A 17,339-nucleotide genomic window follows, 5' to 3' on the forward strand; every position below is an offset into this window, starting at 1 on the left:
CCTCCACCCACCCCCCGGGAGGCCCCTGTGCGCTCGTTCCTCGGCATGTCGACCCCCTCGGCGACGGTCGGCACCGCCCTCGTCGCCGCGGCCCTCGCCGTCGGGTCGCTCGCCGCCTGCTCCAGCGGCGGGGACACCGCGGACGGCGCTGCGGCACCGGGTGCCGCGGCGGTCGCGTCGGCGTCCCCGGTCGCCACCGCACCGCCGTCGAGCGTCACGGTGGACACCACCGAGGTGGCCACCGACCCGCCGGCGCGGGACGACGGTGCCGCGGCCGGCGGATCCGGGGAGGACCCGGGCGAGAAGGACCCCGCGGCGACCGACGCCGGCGGGGGGCCGCGCTCGGTGGCCGTCACGACGACCTACGCCGGTGTGCTGGCCGGCGGGTCGTCGGTTGAGGCCGGCGGCTACGTCGGCGTCGTCGAGCAGGGCGGCACCTGCACCCTGACCCTGACCCGGGACGACACCGTGCGGACGGCGAGCGCTGAGGGCACCCCGGACGCGACGACCACCGCCTGCGGCGGGCTCGCGGTCCCGCTGTCCGACCTCGCGTCCGGGACGTGGGAGGCGGTCCTCGGCTACGAGTCCGACCGCTCGTCGGGAGAGGCGCCCGCCGTGGAGGTGGAGGTCCCGTGAGCCCCCTGGCCCGCCGGCTCCCCGGTGCCGCCGCCCTGGTCCTCGCCCTCCTGGCGCTGGCCACCCTGGTCGTCGCCCCGCCCGCGGCCGGGCCCGCGGAGGTCCGGCTCGCCCCGGCCGCCGACACCAGCCGCTTCGACCCCGGCAACATCATCTCCGACGAGGTCTTCTTCGACGGCCGGTCGATGACCGCCCCCGAGGTGCAGGCGTTCCTGGACTCCAAGGCGCCCACCTGCCGCCCGGGCGCGGACGGCACACCCTGCATCAAGGCCTACCGGCAGGACACGCCGTCGATGCCGGCCACCGCCTTCTGCGGCTTCTACCCGGGGGGCTGGCAGGAGAGCGCGGCCGACATCATCGCCAAGGTCGGCTGGTCCTGCGGGGTCAACCCCCGGGTGTTGATGGTGCTGCTGCAGAAGGAGCAGTCGCTGATCACCAACACCGGGTCGAGCCTGTACCGCGACCGGTACCTCAAGGCCACCGGTTTCGGCTGCCCGGACACCGCGCCCTGCGACCCGGCGTACGGCGGCTTCTTCTACCAGGTCTACAACGCCGCCCGGCAGTTCCAGAACTACCGGGTCAACGCCAGCCGGTTCGGCTACCGGGCCGGCATCGTCAACCAGGTCCGCTTCCACCCGAACACCGCCTGCGGCGCGTCCGGGGTGTACCTGGCCAACCAGGCGACGGCGGGCCTCTACAACTACACGCCGTACCAGCCGAACGCCGCGGCGCTGCGCGCCGGCTACGGCGAGGGCGACGGCTGCTCGGCGTACGGCAACCGCAACTTCTGGCTGTACTACACCGACTGGTTCGGCACCACGCAGCACCCCGGCGGCGGCCAGGTGGCCACCAAGTACGCGCAGTACGGCGGCGCCACCGGGTCGCTGGGCGGGGCGACGTCGCTGATCACCTGCGGGCTGCGCGACGGCGGCTGCTTCCAGGACTACCGCAACGGCGCGATCCACTGGTCCCCGGCCACCGGCGCGCGGGTGACCGCGGGCTGGATCGCCTCCCGGTGGACGGGCGACAGCCGGGAGAACGGCTCGCTCGGCTACCCCGTGACCGACGAGATGCCCGCCGCCGGCGGCGGGGCGTGGCAGGTCTTCCAGCGCGGCACGATCTTCTCCTCACCCGTGACCGGGGCGCACAAGGTCGTCGGCTGGGTCTACGACCGGTGGACGGTGCACCGGCGCGAGCTCGGCGTCCTCGGTTACCCGACCGGCGAGGAGCGGCCGGTGGCCGGCGGCGGGGTCGCCCAGACCTTCCAGAAGGGGGTCATCTACTCCTCGCCGTCCACCGGGGCGCGGGAGGTGCACGGCTGGATCCTGGACAGGTGGACCCAGCTCGGCCGCGAGGCCGGGATGATGGGCTTCCCCACCTCCGACGAGATCGCCACCCCGGCCGGGGCGTACAGCACCTTCACCGGCGGGACCATCTACTGGACCCCGCAGGCCGGGGCCCGGGAGGTGCACGGCTGGATCAACATCCGCTGGGCCGCGCTCGGCGGCGCCCGGTCGTTCGTGGGGTTCCCGGTGGCGGACGAGCGGCCGGCGGGGGACGGGGTGGGTGCGTTCTCGGAGTTCTCCAACGGGCTCATCTACTACAGCCCGGCGACCGGGGCGCACGACATCGTGGGTCCGGCGGCGGCGAAGTGGCGGGCGATGGGTGGGGTGCGGTCGTTCCTGGGGTACCCGACGGCGGATGCGCGGCCGTTGCCCGGGGGTGGGTGGTTGAACTCCTTCCAGGGTGGGTCGATCCTGTTCTCGGCGACCAGTGGGGCCTTCGAGGTGCACGGGTGGATCGGTGACCTGTGGGCGCGCAAGAGCGGGGCGCTGGGCTATCCGACCTCCGATGAGCAGCGGGCTCCCGACGGGGTGGGGGTGTTCCAGACCTTCCAGGGTGGGGTCGTGTACTCCTCGCCGGCGACCGGGGCGCACGAGGTGCACGGGTCGATCGGGCAGAAGTGGGCGGCGCTGGGTGGGTTCTCCTTCCCGGGGGCGCCGGTGACCGACGAGCTGACCATGCCCGACGGGGTGGGGAAGGCCAACGTGTTCTCCTCGGGGGCGGCGATCTACTTCACCCCGGGCACGGGGGCGTGGGAGGTGCACGGCTGGGTCCGGGACCTGTACTCCTCGCTGAACGGGGAGCAGAGCTTCCTGGGCTACCCGGTGTCGGATGAGACGCCGTTGCCCGGTGGTGGGGTGCTGGCCCGGTTCCAGGGCGGGCACATCTACTCCTCGGGTGCGACCGGGGCGCGGGAGGTGCACGGGGCGATCCTGACCCGGTACCTGGAGCTGGGCGGCCCGTCGTCCTCGCTGGGTCTGCCGGTGAGCAACGAGTACTCCGTGTCCGGCGGCCGACGCAGCGACTTCCAGGGCGGCTCCATCACCGTCGACACCCGCACCTGGGCGATCACCGTCACCGGACGCTGAGCCAGGACCAGCTGCCGGCCGCGTCGGGCGACCGACGCGCCGGGAGGTGCACCGAGAGCGAGCGCCGGGAGGCGCACCGAGAGAGACAGGAAACCCGTGGGTAGCGTTCTGGACATGACGGCCGGGAGCATCTCGACGACACGCGCCTGGAAGGCCGCCTTCGCCGACCTCGCCGGGGGCTGGCAGCAACGCCAGCTGTGGGCCCACCTGGGCTGGCAGGACATCCGCCAGCGGTACCGCCGCTCGCTGCTCGGCCCGATCTGGATCTCCATCACCATGGCGGTCACCGCGATCGCGCTGGGCATCCTGTACGCCGGGCTGTTCGGCAACGAGCTCGAGGTGCAGCTGCCCTACATCCTGGTCGGCTTCATCATCTGGGGCTTCATCAGCGGCTGCATCAGCGAGGGGGCGGAGGTCTTCACCTCCAACGTCGGGCTGATCACCCACCTGCCGGCGCCGCTGAGCGTGCACGTCTACCGGCTGGTCTGGCGGCAGGTGCTGTTCTTCGCCCACAACCTCGTCGTCTACGCGGTGATGCTGGTCGTCTTCCCGCAGGACCTGCACTGGACCGACCTGACCGCCCTGCCGGCGGTGCTGCTGCTGGCCGTCAACGGCGCCTGGGTGGCGCTGCTGATCGGCATCGTCACCACCCGGTTCCGGGACCTGCTGCCGATCACCCAGTCGGTCGTGCAGCTCGCCTTCTTCCTCACCCCGATCGTGTGGATCTACGAGGACCTGCTCAACAGCCCGAACCCGGCCATCGCCGAACGGGCCCGGCTGGCCGAGCTCAACCCGTTCCTGCACCTGATCGAGATCCTCCGCCGTCCGATGCTGGGCCAGCCGCAGGAGCTGCGGCACTGGGTCGTCGTCGGCATCATCACCGTGCTCGGCTGGGCGCTCACGCTGGTCGTGCTGCGTCGTTACCGGGCCCGCGTCTCCTATTGGGTGTGACCGTGTCTCAGCTCGCGCAAGAAGTCAGCATCACCACGCAGGACGCCTGCGTGGACTTCCCGATCTTCGACGCCAAGAGCCGCTCGCTGAAGAAGACGGTCATGGGCCTGGTGGGCGGCAACATCGCCAGCGGGAGCCGGGTGCCGATCATCGAGGCGCTGCGCGACGTCACGCTGCGCCTGGACCACGGGGCCCGGGTCGGCCTGGTGGGCCACAACGGGGCCGGCAAGTCCACCCTGCTGCGGCTGCTGTCGGGCATCTACGAGCCGACCCGTGGGACGGCGGACATCCGCGGCCGGGTCGCGCCGGTGTTCGACCTGGGCGTGGGGATGGACCCCGAGGTCTCGGGCCTGGAGAACATCATCATCCGTGGCCTGTTCCTCGGGATGACCCGCAAGCAGATGGAGCAGCGGGTCGACGACATCGCCGACTTCACCGAGCTGGGCGACTTCCTGCGGATGCCGCTGCGCACCTACTCCACCGGCATGCGGGTCCGGCTGGCGCTGGGCGTGGTCACCAGCATCGACCCGGAGATCCTGCTGCTGGACGAGGGCATCGGCGCGGTCGACGCGGCCTTCCTGGAGAAGTCGAAGAAGCGGCTGTCCGAGCTGGTCGAGCGGTCGGGCCTGCTGGTGTTCGCCTCGCACTCCGACGAGTTCCTCAAGGAGCTGTGCGACACCGCCATCTGGATGGAGCACGGCCGGATCCGCCAGCAGGGCGAGCTCGGTGAGGTGCTGCGGGCCTACAAGGGCAGCGGCGCGTGACCGCCGACGGCGAGCTCGTCGTCGCGGTCATCGTCACCCGGCACCGCCGCGAGCTGCTGGCCGAGAGCCTGGCCGCGATCGGCGCCCAGTCGCGGCCGGTCGACCACGTCGTGGTGGTGGACAACGGCCCCGACCAGTCCGCCGAGCCGGTGGTCGCGGCCAGCGGCCTGGACGCCACCTACCTGCCCAGCCACCGCAACCTCGGCGGCGCCGGTGGGTTCGCCCTCGGCATGCTGACAGCGCTGTCCCGGGGGGCGGACTGGGTGTGGTGCGCCGACGACGACGGCCGCCCGGCCGACGGCACGGTGCTGGCCACCCTGCTCGACACCGCCCGCCGGCACGGGCTGGCGGAGGTCTCCCCGCTGGTCACCGACATGGCCGACCGGGAGCGGCTGGCCTTCCCGCTACGCCGGGGGCTGCGCTGGCGCCGGCTGCGCAGCGACTTCGCCGGGGTGGAGGTCCTGCCGCGCTACGCGTCGCTGTTCAACGGCGCGCTGTTCAGCGCCGCGGCGCTCGACGTCGTCGGCGTGCCGGACTACCGGCTGTTCTTCCGCGGCGACGAGACCGAGGTGCACCGGCGGCTGCTGCGGTCCGGGCTGCCGTTCGGCACGGCCCCCGCGGCGCTGTACCTGCACCCCGAGGGCACCAGCGAGTTCGAGCCGATCATGCGGGGTCACCTGTCGGCCCAGTACCCGGCCAACGAGGTCAAGCGGTACTTCACCTACCGCAACCGCGGCTACCTCATGGCGCAGCCCGGCATGCGCTGGCTGCGGCCGCTGGAGGTGCTGCGGTTCGGCTGGTTCTTCCTGGTCCACCGCCGCGACCCGGGTGGCTGGCGCGAGTGGCGCCGGCTCACCCGGGCCGGGCGGCGGGAGCAGCTCACCCGTCCGTGAGCTGCCCCCGGAACGCCTTCTCCCAGCTCTCCGGCGAGGTCAGCTCGCCGAGGTGGCGCCGGTACTCCTCCTGCAGCCGGGGGAACTCCCGGTAGAGCTGCACGTGCACCTTCACCGAGTGGCGCAGCATCCGCCAGAAGGTGTCGGGCTCCCGCCGGCGGAAGGTGACCCCGCGGCCGTCGGCGGTGCCGACGGTCGCACTGTCCAGCCGGGAGAGCAGGAACCAGCGGGCGTCCTGCGCGCTGATGTTGACCTCGGGCCGGTTCACGGAGTCCGGCTTGGGCTTGCGCAGGTTGTGCACCAGCGCCGCGAGCAGCGTGCGGCCGATGGTGACCGGCGTCGTCGGCGGCTGCATGAACCGCTCCGCCTTCTGCATGCCCATCGAGGGCAGCGGCAGGTCCGAGGAGGACTCGATGACCTGGCCGTCGGGGTAGTCGCCCTGGTGCCGCACCGCGGTGGGCAGCGCGGTGGGCAGGATCGGGAACAGCCGGTCCGGGCCGGCCAGGAAGTCGTCGTAGGCCCGGTGGTGCAGCGCCGCGGTGGCGTACTGCAGCATGATCAGGAACTTCAGGTCGAACTTGAAGGTGTCCTGCAGCAGCTTGCCGCCGTGCTTGAACGGCGTGTGCAGCGCGGCGGCGACCAGCCGGTTGCGGGTGTGGAAGTAGGCCTGCCAGCCCGCGGTGTCGTCCTTGTCGCTCCAGGACAGGTGCCAGACGGCCACGCCCGGGAGCGTGGCGGTCGGGAAGCCCGCCTCGCCGGCGCGGATGCCGTACTCGGCGTCGTCCCACTTGATGAAGACCGGCAGGGCCAGGCCGAGCTGCTCGATCGCCGTCCGCGGGATGAGGCACATCCACCAGCCGGTGTAGTCCACGTCGATCCGGCGGTGCAGGTCCGGCGACTTGCGCAGGCTCTTCTTGGCGAAGTCGTGGGCGTACTCGGTGTTGGGGGCCGCGCGCCAGAAGAAGCGGCCACGGTCGACCACCTCGCCCATGGTGTGCAGCACCGAGCGGTCCTGCAGGGCGAGCATCTGGCCGCCGACGAGCATCGGCCGCTTGGCGTAGCGGGCGAAGGCGAACGCCCGGGCGATGCTGTCCGGCTCGAGCAGGACGTCGTCGTCGAGCAGGATGTGGTGGGTCGCGTCGGTGGACCGCAGCATCTCGTACATCGTGCGGGAGAACCCGCCACTGCCGCCCAGGTTGGGCTGCTCGACCAGCAGCAGCTTGTCGCCCAGGCTGCCGGCCGCGGCCGCGTACCCGCCGGCGGCGGTGACCTTCCTGTTGCCCTGGTCGGCCACGATGACCTTGGTGATCAACGCAGCGACCACCGGGTCGTCGGCCAGCGCGGTCAGCGCCGCGACGCAGTCGTCGGGCCGGTTGAAGGTGCAGATCCCGATGGAGAGCCGGGCCTCCTGCAGCGGGGGGACGGGGGCCGACCAGGCGGCGTGGTGGATCGTGAAGGGGCCGTCGTCGGCGGTGGCGTCGAACCAGTACCAGCCGCCGTCCTCGAACGGGGTCAGGTCCAGCTCGAACTCCAGCGGCCGGCGGGCGCCGGTGGTGGTCGCACCGGTGACGTGGATGATGCTGCCGTCGGCCTTGGACCGGTAGACGTCGACCCGGCCGGGGCCGGACACCTCCATGGCCAGCACCACGTTCTTGAGCACGGTCCAGCGGCGCCAGTAGCTGGCCGGGAAGGCGTTGAAGTAGCTGGCGAAGGAGACCTCGTTGCCGGCGGCGACGGTCGCCTCGGTGCGGTTGGCGGACTTCACCCGCTTGGTGCGGGTCTCGTCGACGTAGAGCGAGCGGACCTTCAACGGGTCGCCGGGCCGGGGCAGGATCACCCGCTGCAGCAGGGTCACGGCCTTGTGCCCGGACAGGTCGCTGAGGGAGGGCTCGCTCACGAGGTCCGGGGACACCGGGGAGTCGGTCGTGGTCATGTGAGTCAGTCCTCCAGGCGGCCGTCGAGCGAGGCGCCCTGATCGAAGAAGGGACGGATGCGGTTGTCGAACATGGTCAGCGCCGAGCCGATCGCCATGTGCATGTCCAGGTACTTGTAGGTGCCCAGCCGGCCGCCGAAGAGCACCCGCTTCTCGGCCGCCTCCTTCCTGGCGAGCTCCCGGTAGACCTCCAGCTTGGCCCGGTCCTCGGGGGTGTTGATCGGGTAGTACGGCTCGTCCCCAGTCTGCGCGAACCGGGAGTACTCCCGCACCACGACCGTCTTGTCCGTCGGGTAGTCGCGCTCGGGGTGGAAGTGCCGGAACTCGTGCACCCGGGTGAACGGGACGTCCTCGTCGGCGTAGTTCATCACCGAGGTGCCCTGGAAGTCCCCGATCGGCAGGACCTCCTGCTCGAAGTCCAGGGTGCGCCAGCCCAGCTCGCCGGCCTGGTAGTCGAAGTACTTGTCGATCGGGCCGGTGAACACCACCGGGACGTCGGTCGGCAGGTCGTCGCGGACGTCGAAGTAGTCCGTGGACAGCCGCACCTCGATGTTCGGGTGGTCGGCCATGGTCGTCAGCCACGCGGTGTAGCCCTTGACCGGCAGGCCCTCGTGGGTGTCGTTGAAGTAGCGGTTGTCGAAGGTGTAACGCACCGGCAGCCGGGCGATGACCTCCGCGGGCAGCTCGGTCGGGTCGGTCTGCCACTGCTTCTTCGTGTAGCCGCGGATGAACGCCTCGTACAGCGGGCGGCCGATCAGCGAGACCGCCTTCTCCTCGAGGTTGGCCGCGGCGGCGGTGTCGATCTCGCCGGCCTGCTCGGCCACCAGGGCCCGCGCCTCGACGGGGGAGTAGCTCTTGCCGAAGTACTGGCAGATGGTGGCCAGGTTGATCGGCAGCGAGTAGGTCTGCCCGTCGTAGATGCTGTAGACCTTGTGCTGGTACTTGGTGAACTCGGTGAACCGGTTCACGTACTCCCACACCCGCTCGTTCGAGGTGTGGAACAGGTGGGCGCCGTAGCGGTGGATCTCGATGCCGGTCTCCGGCTCGGGCTCGGAGTAGGCGTTGCCGCCGATGTGGTCGCGGCGGTCGATGACCAGCACGCGCTTGTCCAGCTCCGTTGCCACCCGCTCGGCAACGGTCAGGCCGAAGAAGCCGGAGCCGACGATGACGAGGTCAGGACTGGCTGTGGTCACGCCGTACGACCATACCGGTGCACGGCGCGTGCCGACCGGGTGTACCGGGGTCCGCGCACCCTCCGCACCACCGGCCCCACCGCTCCGGTGACCGGGGCCGCGCGGTGCCCGTCCTAGTCTCACCCGGTGGACGCCGGAGCCGAGCGCGACATCCTGCGGGTCGTCGCCGTGACCTACTCCCCGGGCGAGGCCCTCGACGGCTTCGTCGACTCCCTGGCCGCCGCGACCGCCCGCCCGGTCGACGTGGTCCTCGCCGACAACGGCTCCACCGACGGCGCCCCCGAGCGCGCCGCGGCCCGCCACCCGCACGTGCGGCTGCTGCGCACCGGCGGCAACATCGGCTACGGCGCCGCGGCCAACGCCGGCCTGGCCGACGTCCGCGAGGGCTACGCGCTGGTCGCCAACCCCGACGTCCGCTTCGAGCCGGGCTCGGTCGACGAGCTGCTGGCCGTCGCCGCGCGCTGGCCGCGGGCGGCCACCGTGGGGCCGGCCATCCGCACCCCCGACGGCGAGCTCTACCCCTCCGCCCGCGACCTGCCGGCGCTGGGCACCGGCATCGGGCACGCGCTGGTCGGCTGGCTGTGGCCGGCCAACCCGTGGACGGCGCGCTACCGGCGCGAGCGCGAGACCCCGCGGGAGCGCCCCGCCGGGTGGCTGTCCGGGTCCTGCTTCCTGGTCGACCTGGCCGCCTTCCACTCCGTGGGCGGGTTCGACCCGGGCTACTTCATGTACTTCGAGGACGTCGACCTGGCGCAGCGGCTGGGCCGGCGCGGCTGGCTGCACGTCTACGCGCCGTCGGCGGTCGTCGTCCACGAGGGCGGGCACGCCACCCGGCGCGAGCCGCACCGGATGCAGCGGGTGCACCACGCCAGCGCGCTGCGCTACCTGTCCGGCCAGTACCCGGGAGCGCGGCACGCTCCGCTGCGGCTGGCCCTCCGGGCGGGCCTGGCCGGCCGGGTGCTGGTCTCCTACGTCAGCGGCCGGGTGGCCGCCGGCGCGCGCTTCCAGCGCGGCGCCGACGACCTCGGGTCCAGGGAGGGCTGACCGTGCGGCACGCGGTGATCATGGCCGGCGGCTCCGGGACGCGGCTGTGGCCGCTGTCCCGCGCCGACCGGCCCAAGCAGCTGCTCGACGTCATCGCCGAGGACGGCGGCGGCACGCACAGCCTGCTCGCCGAGGCCTTCGGCCGGCTGCAGGCGGTGCTCCCCACCGGGCAGATATGGGTGTGCACCGCCGCGCGCTACGGCGACCAGGTGCGGGCCGCGCTGCCGGAGCTGCACGCCGACCGGCTGGTGCTCGAGCCCGTCGCGCGGGACACCGCCAACGCGGTGGGCCTGGCCGCGGCGCTGGTCGCCGACGTCGACCCGGACGCCGAGCTGGCGGTGGTCAGCGCCGACCACGTCATCCGGCCCGTCGACCGCTTCGCCGACGCGCTGCGCACCGCCTACGACGTGCTCGCGGTCCGGCCCCGGGCGCTGGTCACCCTCGGGGTCACCCCGACGTCGCCGGCCACCGGCTTCGGCTACGTGCAGAAGGGCGCGCCGACCGAGGTGCCCGGCGCGGCGGAGGCCGCCTCGTTCCGGGAGAAGCCCGACCGGGCCACCGCCGAGGCCTACCTGGCCAGCGGTGAGTACGTGTGGAACTCCGGGATGTTCGTCTGGCGGGCCCGCACCGTCCTCGACGCCCTCGCCGACCACCTGCCGGAGTCCGCCGCCGGGTTGGCGCGGGTCGTCGCCGCGCCCGCGGGGCCCGAGCGGGCGGCGGTCCTCGCCGAGGTCTTCCCGACCCTGCCGAAGATCAGCGTCGACTACGCCGTGCTCGAACCGGCCGCGGCCGAGCCGGGCCGCGTGGCGGTGGTCGACCTGGACGTCGACTGGCTGGACGTCGGCTCGTGGCCGGCCCTGGCGCACACCCTGGACACCGACGCCGCCGGCAACGCCGTGCGCGGTCTGACCGTCCTGCTGGACAGCAGCGGCAACGTCGTCCTCAGCGACGACCCCGACCACCTGGTGGCGCTGGTGGGCGTGCGGGACAGCGTGGTGGTGCACACCGCCGACGTCACGATGGTGTGCCCGGTGGCCGACGCCGAGCGGGTCAAGACGCTGCTCGCCGAGGTGCAGGGCCGGCTCGGCGACCGCTTCGGCTGACCACCCCGGCCCGGGACGCCTGGGGGTGCTGGGACGGCGGTGACGGCTGGGCCGCGACCCGCGCCGGCGCCGTGGCGTCCGGGCCGGTCCGACAGGTCCCCGCCCCGACCCTGCTGCTGGACCGGGTGGTCACCGGCGTCGGGATCCCGCTGAGCCTGGCCGCCGCGCTGGCCTTCCACCACCTGGTCGAGCGGCCCAGCCGGCGGCTGGCCACGCAGGTCGGCCGGGGGCTGCCCCTACGCTCAGGGGCATGAAGGACTTCGACGTCGCGGCCGTCGTCACCGGCGGCGCCTCCGGCCTGGGCGAGGCCACCACCCGCGCGCTCGCGGCCCGGGGCGCCGCGGTGACCATCCTGGACCTGCAGGCCGACCGCGGGGAGGCGCTGGCCGCCGAGCTGGGCGGGCACACGACCTTCGTGCGCACCGACGTCACCGACGAGGCCTCGGTGCAGGCGGCGCTGGTCGACGCCACCGGCAAGGACCGCCCGCTGCGGATCGCGGTCAACTGCGCCGGCATCGGCTGGGCCGGCCGGGTGGTCGGCCGGGACGGCTCGCCGCACGACCTCGACGCCTTCACCCGCACCGTCACGGTCAACCTGATCGGCACCTTCAACGTCCTGCGGCTGGCCGCGGCCGCGATGGCGGGCACCGAGCCGGGCGAGGACGGCGAGCGCGGCGTCGTGGTCAACACCGCCTCCATCGCCGCCTACGACGGCCAGATCGGCCAGGTGGCCTACGCGGCGTCCAAGGGCGGCATCGTGGGGCTGACGCTGCCCGCCGCCCGCGACCTGGCCTCCGTCGGCGTCCGGGTGGTCACCATCGCCCCCGGTCTGGTCGACACGCCACTGTTGGCCGGCCTCCCCGAGGAGGCCCGCGCCGCGCTGGCCGCCGGCATCCCCTTCCCCAAGCGGCTGGGCCTCCCGGCGGACTTCGCGCAGCTGGCCCTGGCGGTCGTCGAGCACGGCTACCTCAACGGCGAGGTCATCCGGATGGACGCCGCCCTGCGGATGGCCCCGCGCTGAAGAAGGACCACCCTTCCCCCCACACCTCGCGAGCTCGGCGCGGGCCCCTGAAGGGTGGCCACCCTTCCCCCCACACCTCGCAAGCTCGGCGCGGGCCCCTGAAGGGTGGCCACCCTTCCCCCCACACCTCGCAAGCTCGGCGCGGGCCCCTGAAGGGTGGCCACCCTTCCCCCCACACCTCGCAAGCTCGGCGCGGGCCCCTGAAGGGTGGCCACCCTTCCCCCCACACCTCGCAAGCTCGGCGCGGGCCCCTGAAGGTGGAAGGACCTCCTTCCTCCCCACCCTTCGCGAGCTCAGGGTGGGCCCCTGGAAGGAGGCCTGACCGCCACACCTCGCAGGGTCGGCGCGGGGCCCTCGAGGGTCGCCGCGGGTCCGTCACGCCCGTCGGGGTGGGCGCGGCATCATGACGGGTGGCCGCTCTTCCCCCGGCTTGCGATGGAGCCCTGCGTGACCAGCACCCTCGCCGCGCGCGACGCGGCCCCGGCGTACGAGGCGACCTGGTGTCCGGACTGGCCGGTCGACGTCCGGCGCACGCTGTCCCGTGACCGCCGCGGGGTCGCCGACCCGTCCCTGCAGTACACCGAGTCAGGCGTGTGGCGGACCACCACCACCCCCGACGGCCCGGCGACGGTGCGGCTGTGGGGCTCGCCGGCGGAGCTGCGGATCGCCGCCTGGGGACCGGGCGCGGCGTGGGCCGGGACGGCGGTGCCCGGCTGGCTCGGCGCCGGGGACTCCCCCGCGGGCTTCCCGGTGGGGGAGCACCCGTTGGTCGACCGGCTGCACCGCAGCTCGCCCTGGCTGCGGCTGGGCCGCACCGGGCGCACCTGGGACGCGCTGGTCCCGGCCGTGCTGGAGCAGAAGGTCACCGGCATCGAGGCCCACCGCACCTGGCGGGAACTGCTGCGGCTGGCCGGGGAGCCGGCACCCGGACCGGCGCCGGCCGGCATGCGGGTCGTCCCGTCCGCGCGGCGGGTGCTCGAGGTGACCGACTGGGAGTGGCACCGCTGCGGCCTCGACGGCGCCCGCCGGCGGGCCCTGCGCGCCGCCGCGTCGGTGGCCGGTCGGCTGGAGGTCACCGACCACACCGACTGCGCGGACCTGCGCCGGCGGCTGCAGTCCGTGCCGGGCATCGGCGTGTGGACCGCCGCCGAGGTGGCCCAGCGGACCGTGGGCTGCCCGGACTCGGTCAGCGTCGGGGACTACCACCTGAAGAACCTGGTGGGCTGGTCACTGGCCGGCCGCAAGACCGACGACGACGGGATGCTGGTCCTGCTCGAGCCCTGGCGCGGGCACCGTCAGCGGGTGGTCCGGCTGCTGGAGATCGGCGGCAGCCGTCCGCCCAAGCGGGGACCCCGGATGGCGCCGACCGACTACCGGGCGATCTGAGCGGCCCCCTGCCCGCGGGCACAGTGGCGCGCCGCGCGCTTCTGCCATCGGCGCGCATCTCCGGCCACGTCAGGTGGTCGTTGCCATCGACGCAGCCCGGCAGTCACTAGCCTGGCCAGGTGGAGGTCCTGGGGCGGCTGCTGCGCTGCCTTCTCCTCGGTCTGGCCTTCGGTGCGGCCACCTCCTCCAGCAATGCCGCCTCGTCCCCGTACGGCCCGGTCGGCAGCATCCTCGCCGACTCCTCGGCGCAGTCGGGCGTCCAGGTGGCCAGCCTGTTGCTGGACGCAGGCTGGTCGTGGGCGGCACTGGCGGTGCTCTCCGGATGGATCGGGGCCACACGAGCCCGGGGAGCAATGGCCGCGGTCATCTCCCTCACAGCCGCCACGGTGGCCTACTACCTCACGGATGCTCTCGTGCGCCAGGAGCCGTTCACCGGCTACTGGTCGGAGATGGGGGTCTGGTGGCTCGCCGGCCTGGTCCTGGGGACACCCCTGGGGGTGGTCGGCGCCATCACCCGATGCCCCGGGACGAGCGGGCTCCTCGCCGGCCTGGTGGTGCCGGTCGGAGCGGCGGTACAGATGGCGGTCCTCCCGGTCGGTCTCGGCGGTGCCCTCGTGCCGGCAGAGGCGGTCTGGGCCCGCTGGATCGTGTGGATCGCCGCGGTGACAGGCGCCGCCCTCGTCATCGCCCACCACCGCCGGCGTGCGACGGCACCTCCTCGTGTGGACGGCGGCTCGCGCACCCCTGCGTGACGTGTCCCGGCCGGTGAGACGTGTCACTCGTCGGCGAGCTCCCGTCGGGGTGGTGCAGTCCGGCTGGCTGTGTCCCGGGGCCCTCCCGGACCGACGACCGCGGAGACACGGCTAGAGGACGGGGTCGTCCAGCAGGCCGAGCAGGTAGCTGCCGTAGCCGCTCTTGGCCAGCGGCTCGGCGATGGCGCGCAGGCCGTCGTCGTCCAGCCAGCCGTTGCGCCAGGCGACCTCCTCGATGCAGCCGATCTTCAGGCCCTGCCGCTCCTCGACCACGGACACGAACTCCGTCGCCTGCCGCAGCGAGGCGAACGTGCCGGTGTCCAGCCAGGCGGTGCCCCGGTCCAGCACGGTGACGGTGAGCCGGCCCTGGCGCAGGTAGTGCTCGTTGACCGCGGTGATCTCGAGCTCGCCGCGGGCGCTGGGCGTGATCCCGCGGGCGACGTCCACCACGTCGGCGGCGAAGAAGTACAGGCCGGGCACGGCGTAGGAGCTCTTCGGCTTCGCCGGCTTCTCCTCGATCGACAGCGCCCTGCCCTGCTCGTCGAAGGCCACGACGCCGTACTCGGCCGGGTTGGCCACGTGGTAGGCGAAGACGTGCCCGCCCTCGGGCTCTGGGAGCCGGGCCAGCGCGGTGCCCAGCCCTGCGCCGTAGAAGATGTTGTCGCCCAGCACCAGTGCCGCGGCCTCGCCGTCCAGGAAGTCCGCCGCGATGAGGAAGGCCTGGGCCAGGCCCTCGGGGCGCGGCTGCACCGCGTACTCGATCCGCATCCCGAGCCGGGACCCGTCGCCGAGCAGCGCGCGGAACGCCTCCTGGTCGCCCGGGGTGGTGATCACCAGCACCTCGCGGACGCCGGCCATCATCAGCGTGGACAGCGGGTAGTAGACCATCGGCTTGTCGTAGACCGGCATCAGCTGCTTGCTGACCGCCTGGGTGATCGGGAAGAGCCGGCTGCCGGTGCCACCGGCCAGGATGATGCCCCGCATGGGCGGCCACGCTAGTGGGCGGTCCGGCCGCCGCCCCGCAGTCCCGGGCCGGCCGCGCCGCCGCGGTCGCCCCCCAGCCACAGGCGCCCCATCAGGGACGACGCACCCGGCGTGGGGACCGGCTCCCACCGGGTCGCCCAGCCCTCGGCGCGCAGGTGCACCAGCACCGCGCCGAGCACCGCCCCGAGGTTCAGCGCGGTGGTGAGGCCGGCCGCGTCGGTGAGGTGGACGTCGACCGCGCCGTCGTCGTCCCGGCCCCAGGACAGCACCACCGGGAACTCGGGGAGCGCGGCCGCGGCGACCCGGAAGGCGGCGGCCACCGCCTCGACGTCGCCGTCCCGGGGGGTGAGCTCGGGAGCCGGGGCGCGGCCGGCGACGACGTCGCGGCTGCCCAGCGGGAAGAGGTCCCCGGGGCCGAGCCGGACCAGCGGCCGGGAGCCGGGGTCGGGCTCGGGGAGGGGTGCGGTGAACCCGCGGACGACGGCCACCGGCACCCCGCCCAGCTTCCCCTTCACCAGGTCGGCGGCGGCGGCCAGCTCGTCGACCACGGCGACCTGGGTGGTCTCCAGCCGGTTGCCGTGCGGGTCGACGTGGCCGCGCAGGTCCAGCAGCGCCGGCACCCCGGCCGCGCCGATGGCCACGTCGGTCAGGCCCTCGCGCCAGGGGCGGCCGAAGGTGTCGCTGACCACGACACCCACCTGCACCCCCAGCAGCTCAGCCAGCCGGGCACGCAGCTCCCTGGCCGAGGCGTCGGCGTCGACGGGCAGCAGGACCAGCGCGTCGGCCGCCACGTTGGAGGCGTCGATGCCGGCCGCGGCGACCACCCAGCCGTGCCTGGTCTCCACGATGGACAGCGGACCCCGCCGGGCCACCACCCGGACGGTCTCGGCGGCCACGGCCCGCTGGCGCGCGTTCTCGCGGTCGGCGCCGGGCTCCACGCGCACCAGGTTGCCCTCGACCTTGGAGACCACCTTGGAGGTGACCACCACGACGTCCCCGTCGGCGATCCAGGGCGCCGCGGCGGCGATGGCGCCCGCGAGGTCGTCGCCCGGGGCGAACTCGGGGAGCCCGGGGACCGGGTGCACCGAGAGGCCGCCCGTCGGCCGCGGAGCCCCGCCCCGGGCCCGGGAGGCGGCGTCAGGGGGTCCCTGTCCGGTCATCGGCCCTCCGGGGCGCCGTCCGGGGGAAGGGCGGCGTCCAGGGCGGCGCGGGCCAGGTCCCGGGTCGCCTCGGGGCTGCTCATCAGCAGCGGCACGGCGCGGACGTCGACGCCGGGCACCGTGGCGGCGTCCCCGGTGTGCACCAGCCAGGCGTCCAGCAGCCCGCCGGCGGACCGGGCGCCGTAGTGCCGGCCGACGCCCTCGGCGCTCACCTCGATGCCCTGTACGGGCAGGCAGCGGTCGGCCATCCCGCGCACCACCCGGCCGCCGACGACGGGGGAGACCCCGACGACCCGGCCGGCCGCGCCCCGCAGCGCCTCCCGGATGCCCGGGACGCCGAGGACCGTGCCGATGGACACGACCGGGTTGGACGGGGCGAACAGCACGGCGTCGGCCCCGGTGAGGGCCTCGACGACGCCGGGGGCGGGCCGGGCGTCGTCCACCCCGACCTGGACGAACGCGCTGGCGGCCAGGGCGGCCCGGTGCCGGACCCACCACTCCTGGAAGTGGATCGCCTGCGGGCGGCCGGTGTCCGGATCGGTGACCAGCACGTGGGTCTCGACGCGCTGGTCGCTCATCGGCAGCAGCCGGACGCCGGGCTGCCAGCGGTCGGCGAGCGCGGCGGTCACCTCCGACAGCGGGTACCCGGCGTCGAGCATCCGGGTGCGGACCAGGTGGGTGGCGAGATCCCGGTCACCCAGCCCGAACCAGGTCGGTTCGGCGCCGTAGGCGGCGAGCTCGTCCTTGACGGTCCAGGTCTCCGAGCGCCGTCCCCAGCCCCGTTCCTCGTCGATCCCGTCACCCAGCGTGTACATCACGGTGTCCAGGTCGGGGCAGATCCGCAGCCCGTGCAGGGTGACGTCGTCGCCGGTGTTGACCACCGCGGTGACCTGCGCACTCGGCTCCGCGGCCAGCACGCCGCGGAGGAAGCGGGCGCCGCCGACGCCTCCGGCCAGCACGACGATCTGCACCCTGCCATCGTGCCCGATGGCAGAAGTCGACCTAGGACCCGGATCCGACGCATCCGGCGTCTCAGAATCTGTACGAAACCTGTGCGCAGCCGTGGGCAGAAGGTGCCTTCCGGCTC

At 73.8% G+C, this 17,339-nt stretch carries 16 protein-coding genes; 11 read left to right on the top strand and 5 right to left on the bottom strand.

Annotated elements, in window-relative coordinates; translation table 11 throughout:
• Positions 1-27 precede the first annotated feature (27 nt).
• The 5 genes from ACWIX6_RS04640 (at position 28) to glfT1 (ending at position 5,676) form a co-directional block, all read left to right on the top strand.
• Complete coding sequence (locus tag ACWIX6_RS04640; RefSeq protein ID WP_448615672.1) at positions 28-636, top strand: hypothetical protein; 609 nt, start codon at positions 28-30, stop codon at positions 634-636.
• Positions 633-3,068, top strand: coding sequence for an LGFP repeat-containing protein (locus ACWIX6_RS04645; protein WP_448615673.1), 2,436 nt, complete (start codon positions 633-635; stop codon positions 3,066-3,068). The genes ACWIX6_RS04640 and ACWIX6_RS04645 overlap by 4 nt, the downstream gene beginning before the upstream one ends.
• Positions 3,069-3,182: 114 nt before the next feature.
• Positions 3,183-4,019, top strand: coding sequence for a galactan export ABC transporter permease subunit Wzm/RfbD (gene wzm, locus ACWIX6_RS04650; RefSeq protein ID WP_448615674.1), 837 nt, complete (start codon positions 3,183-3,185; stop codon positions 4,017-4,019).
• Positions 4,020-4,021: 2 nt separating this feature from the next.
• Positions 4,022-4,783, top strand: a complete 762-nt coding sequence (gene wzt / locus ACWIX6_RS04655) for a galactan export ABC transporter ATP-binding subunit Wzt/RfbE (RefSeq protein ID WP_448615675.1) — start codon at positions 4,022-4,024, stop codon at positions 4,781-4,783.
• Complete coding sequence (glfT1, locus tag ACWIX6_RS04660) at positions 4,780-5,676, top strand: galactofuranosyltransferase GlfT1 (RefSeq protein WP_448615676.1); 897 nt, start codon at positions 4,780-4,782, stop codon at positions 5,674-5,676. The genes wzt and glfT1 overlap by 4 nt, the downstream gene beginning before the upstream one ends.
• Here the strand turns inward: glfT1 and ACWIX6_RS04665 are convergent.
• Both ACWIX6_RS04665 and glf read right to left on the bottom strand, forming a co-directional pair.
• Entirely contained in the window at positions 5,663-7,609 is a 1,947-nt protein-coding gene (locus ACWIX6_RS04665; protein WP_448615677.1) for a glycosyltransferase, read from the bottom strand. The two genes, glfT1 and ACWIX6_RS04665, sit on opposite strands and share 14 nt — an antisense overlap.
• A gap of 5 nt (positions 7,610-7,614) precedes the next feature.
• A complete protein-coding gene (gene glf / locus ACWIX6_RS04670; RefSeq protein ID WP_448615678.1) occupies positions 7,615-8,802 on the bottom strand; it encodes a UDP-galactopyranose mutase in 1,188 nt (395 codons plus the stop codon).
• A gap of 126 nt (positions 8,803-8,928) precedes the next feature.
• Between glf and ACWIX6_RS04675 the strand changes: the two genes are divergently transcribed.
• The 6 genes from ACWIX6_RS04675 to ACWIX6_RS04700 all read left to right on the top strand — a co-directional run bounded on the left by ACWIX6_RS04675 (position 8,929) and on the right by ACWIX6_RS04700 (position 14,108).
• A complete protein-coding gene (locus ACWIX6_RS04675) occupies positions 8,929-9,846 on the top strand; it encodes a glycosyltransferase family 2 protein (RefSeq protein ID WP_448615679.1) in 918 nt (305 codons plus the stop codon).
• A 2-nt stretch (positions 9,847-9,848) separates the two neighbouring features.
• Positions 9,849-10,949, top strand: a complete 1,101-nt coding sequence (locus ACWIX6_RS04680) for a mannose-1-phosphate guanylyltransferase (protein ID WP_448615680.1) — start codon at positions 9,849-9,851, stop codon at positions 10,947-10,949.
• A 71-nt stretch (positions 10,950-11,020) separates the two neighbouring features.
• A complete protein-coding gene (locus ACWIX6_RS04685; RefSeq protein WP_448615681.1) occupies positions 11,021-11,203 on the top strand; it encodes a hypothetical protein in 183 nt (60 codons plus the stop codon).
• The gene (locus tag ACWIX6_RS04690; RefSeq protein ID WP_448615682.1) at positions 11,200-11,970 is read left to right on the top strand and encodes an SDR family NAD(P)-dependent oxidoreductase; all 771 of its coding nucleotides are present in this window, start codon (positions 11,200-11,202) and stop codon (positions 11,968-11,970) included. Before ACWIX6_RS04685 ends, ACWIX6_RS04690 begins: the two co-directional genes overlap by 4 nt.
• A gap of 447 nt (positions 11,971-12,417) precedes the next feature.
• Positions 12,418-13,356, top strand: coding sequence for a DNA-3-methyladenine glycosylase family protein (locus ACWIX6_RS04695; RefSeq protein WP_448615683.1), 939 nt, complete (start codon positions 12,418-12,420; stop codon positions 13,354-13,356).
• A gap of 119 nt (positions 13,357-13,475) precedes the next feature.
• Positions 13,476-14,108, top strand: a complete 633-nt coding sequence (locus tag ACWIX6_RS04700) for a hypothetical protein (RefSeq protein ID WP_448615684.1) — start codon at positions 13,476-13,478, stop codon at positions 14,106-14,108.
• A 111-nt stretch (positions 14,109-14,219) separates the two neighbouring features.
• Here ACWIX6_RS04700 and rfbA read toward each other — a convergent pair whose 3' ends face one another.
• The 3 genes from rfbA to cofD are packed head-to-tail and all read right to left on the bottom strand — an operon-like array spanning position 14,220 to position 17,223.
• Complete coding sequence (rfbA, locus tag ACWIX6_RS04705; RefSeq protein ID WP_448615685.1) at positions 14,220-15,092, bottom strand: glucose-1-phosphate thymidylyltransferase RfbA; 873 nt, start codon at positions 15,090-15,092, stop codon at positions 14,220-14,222.
• Between the two features lie 11 nt (positions 15,093-15,103).
• The gene (locus ACWIX6_RS04710) at positions 15,104-16,252 is read right to left on the bottom strand and encodes a coenzyme F420-0:L-glutamate ligase (protein WP_448615686.1); all 1,149 of its coding nucleotides are present in this window, start codon (positions 16,250-16,252) and stop codon (positions 15,104-15,106) included.
• Complete coding sequence (cofD, locus tag ACWIX6_RS04715) at positions 16,249-17,223, bottom strand: 2-phospho-L-lactate transferase (RefSeq protein ID WP_448615687.1); 975 nt, start codon at positions 17,221-17,223, stop codon at positions 16,249-16,251. Before cofD ends, ACWIX6_RS04710 begins: the two co-directional genes overlap by 4 nt.
• Positions 17,224-17,339: the final 116 nt, after the last annotated feature.

The organism is Modestobacter sp. URMC 112 (assembly GCF_053502575.1).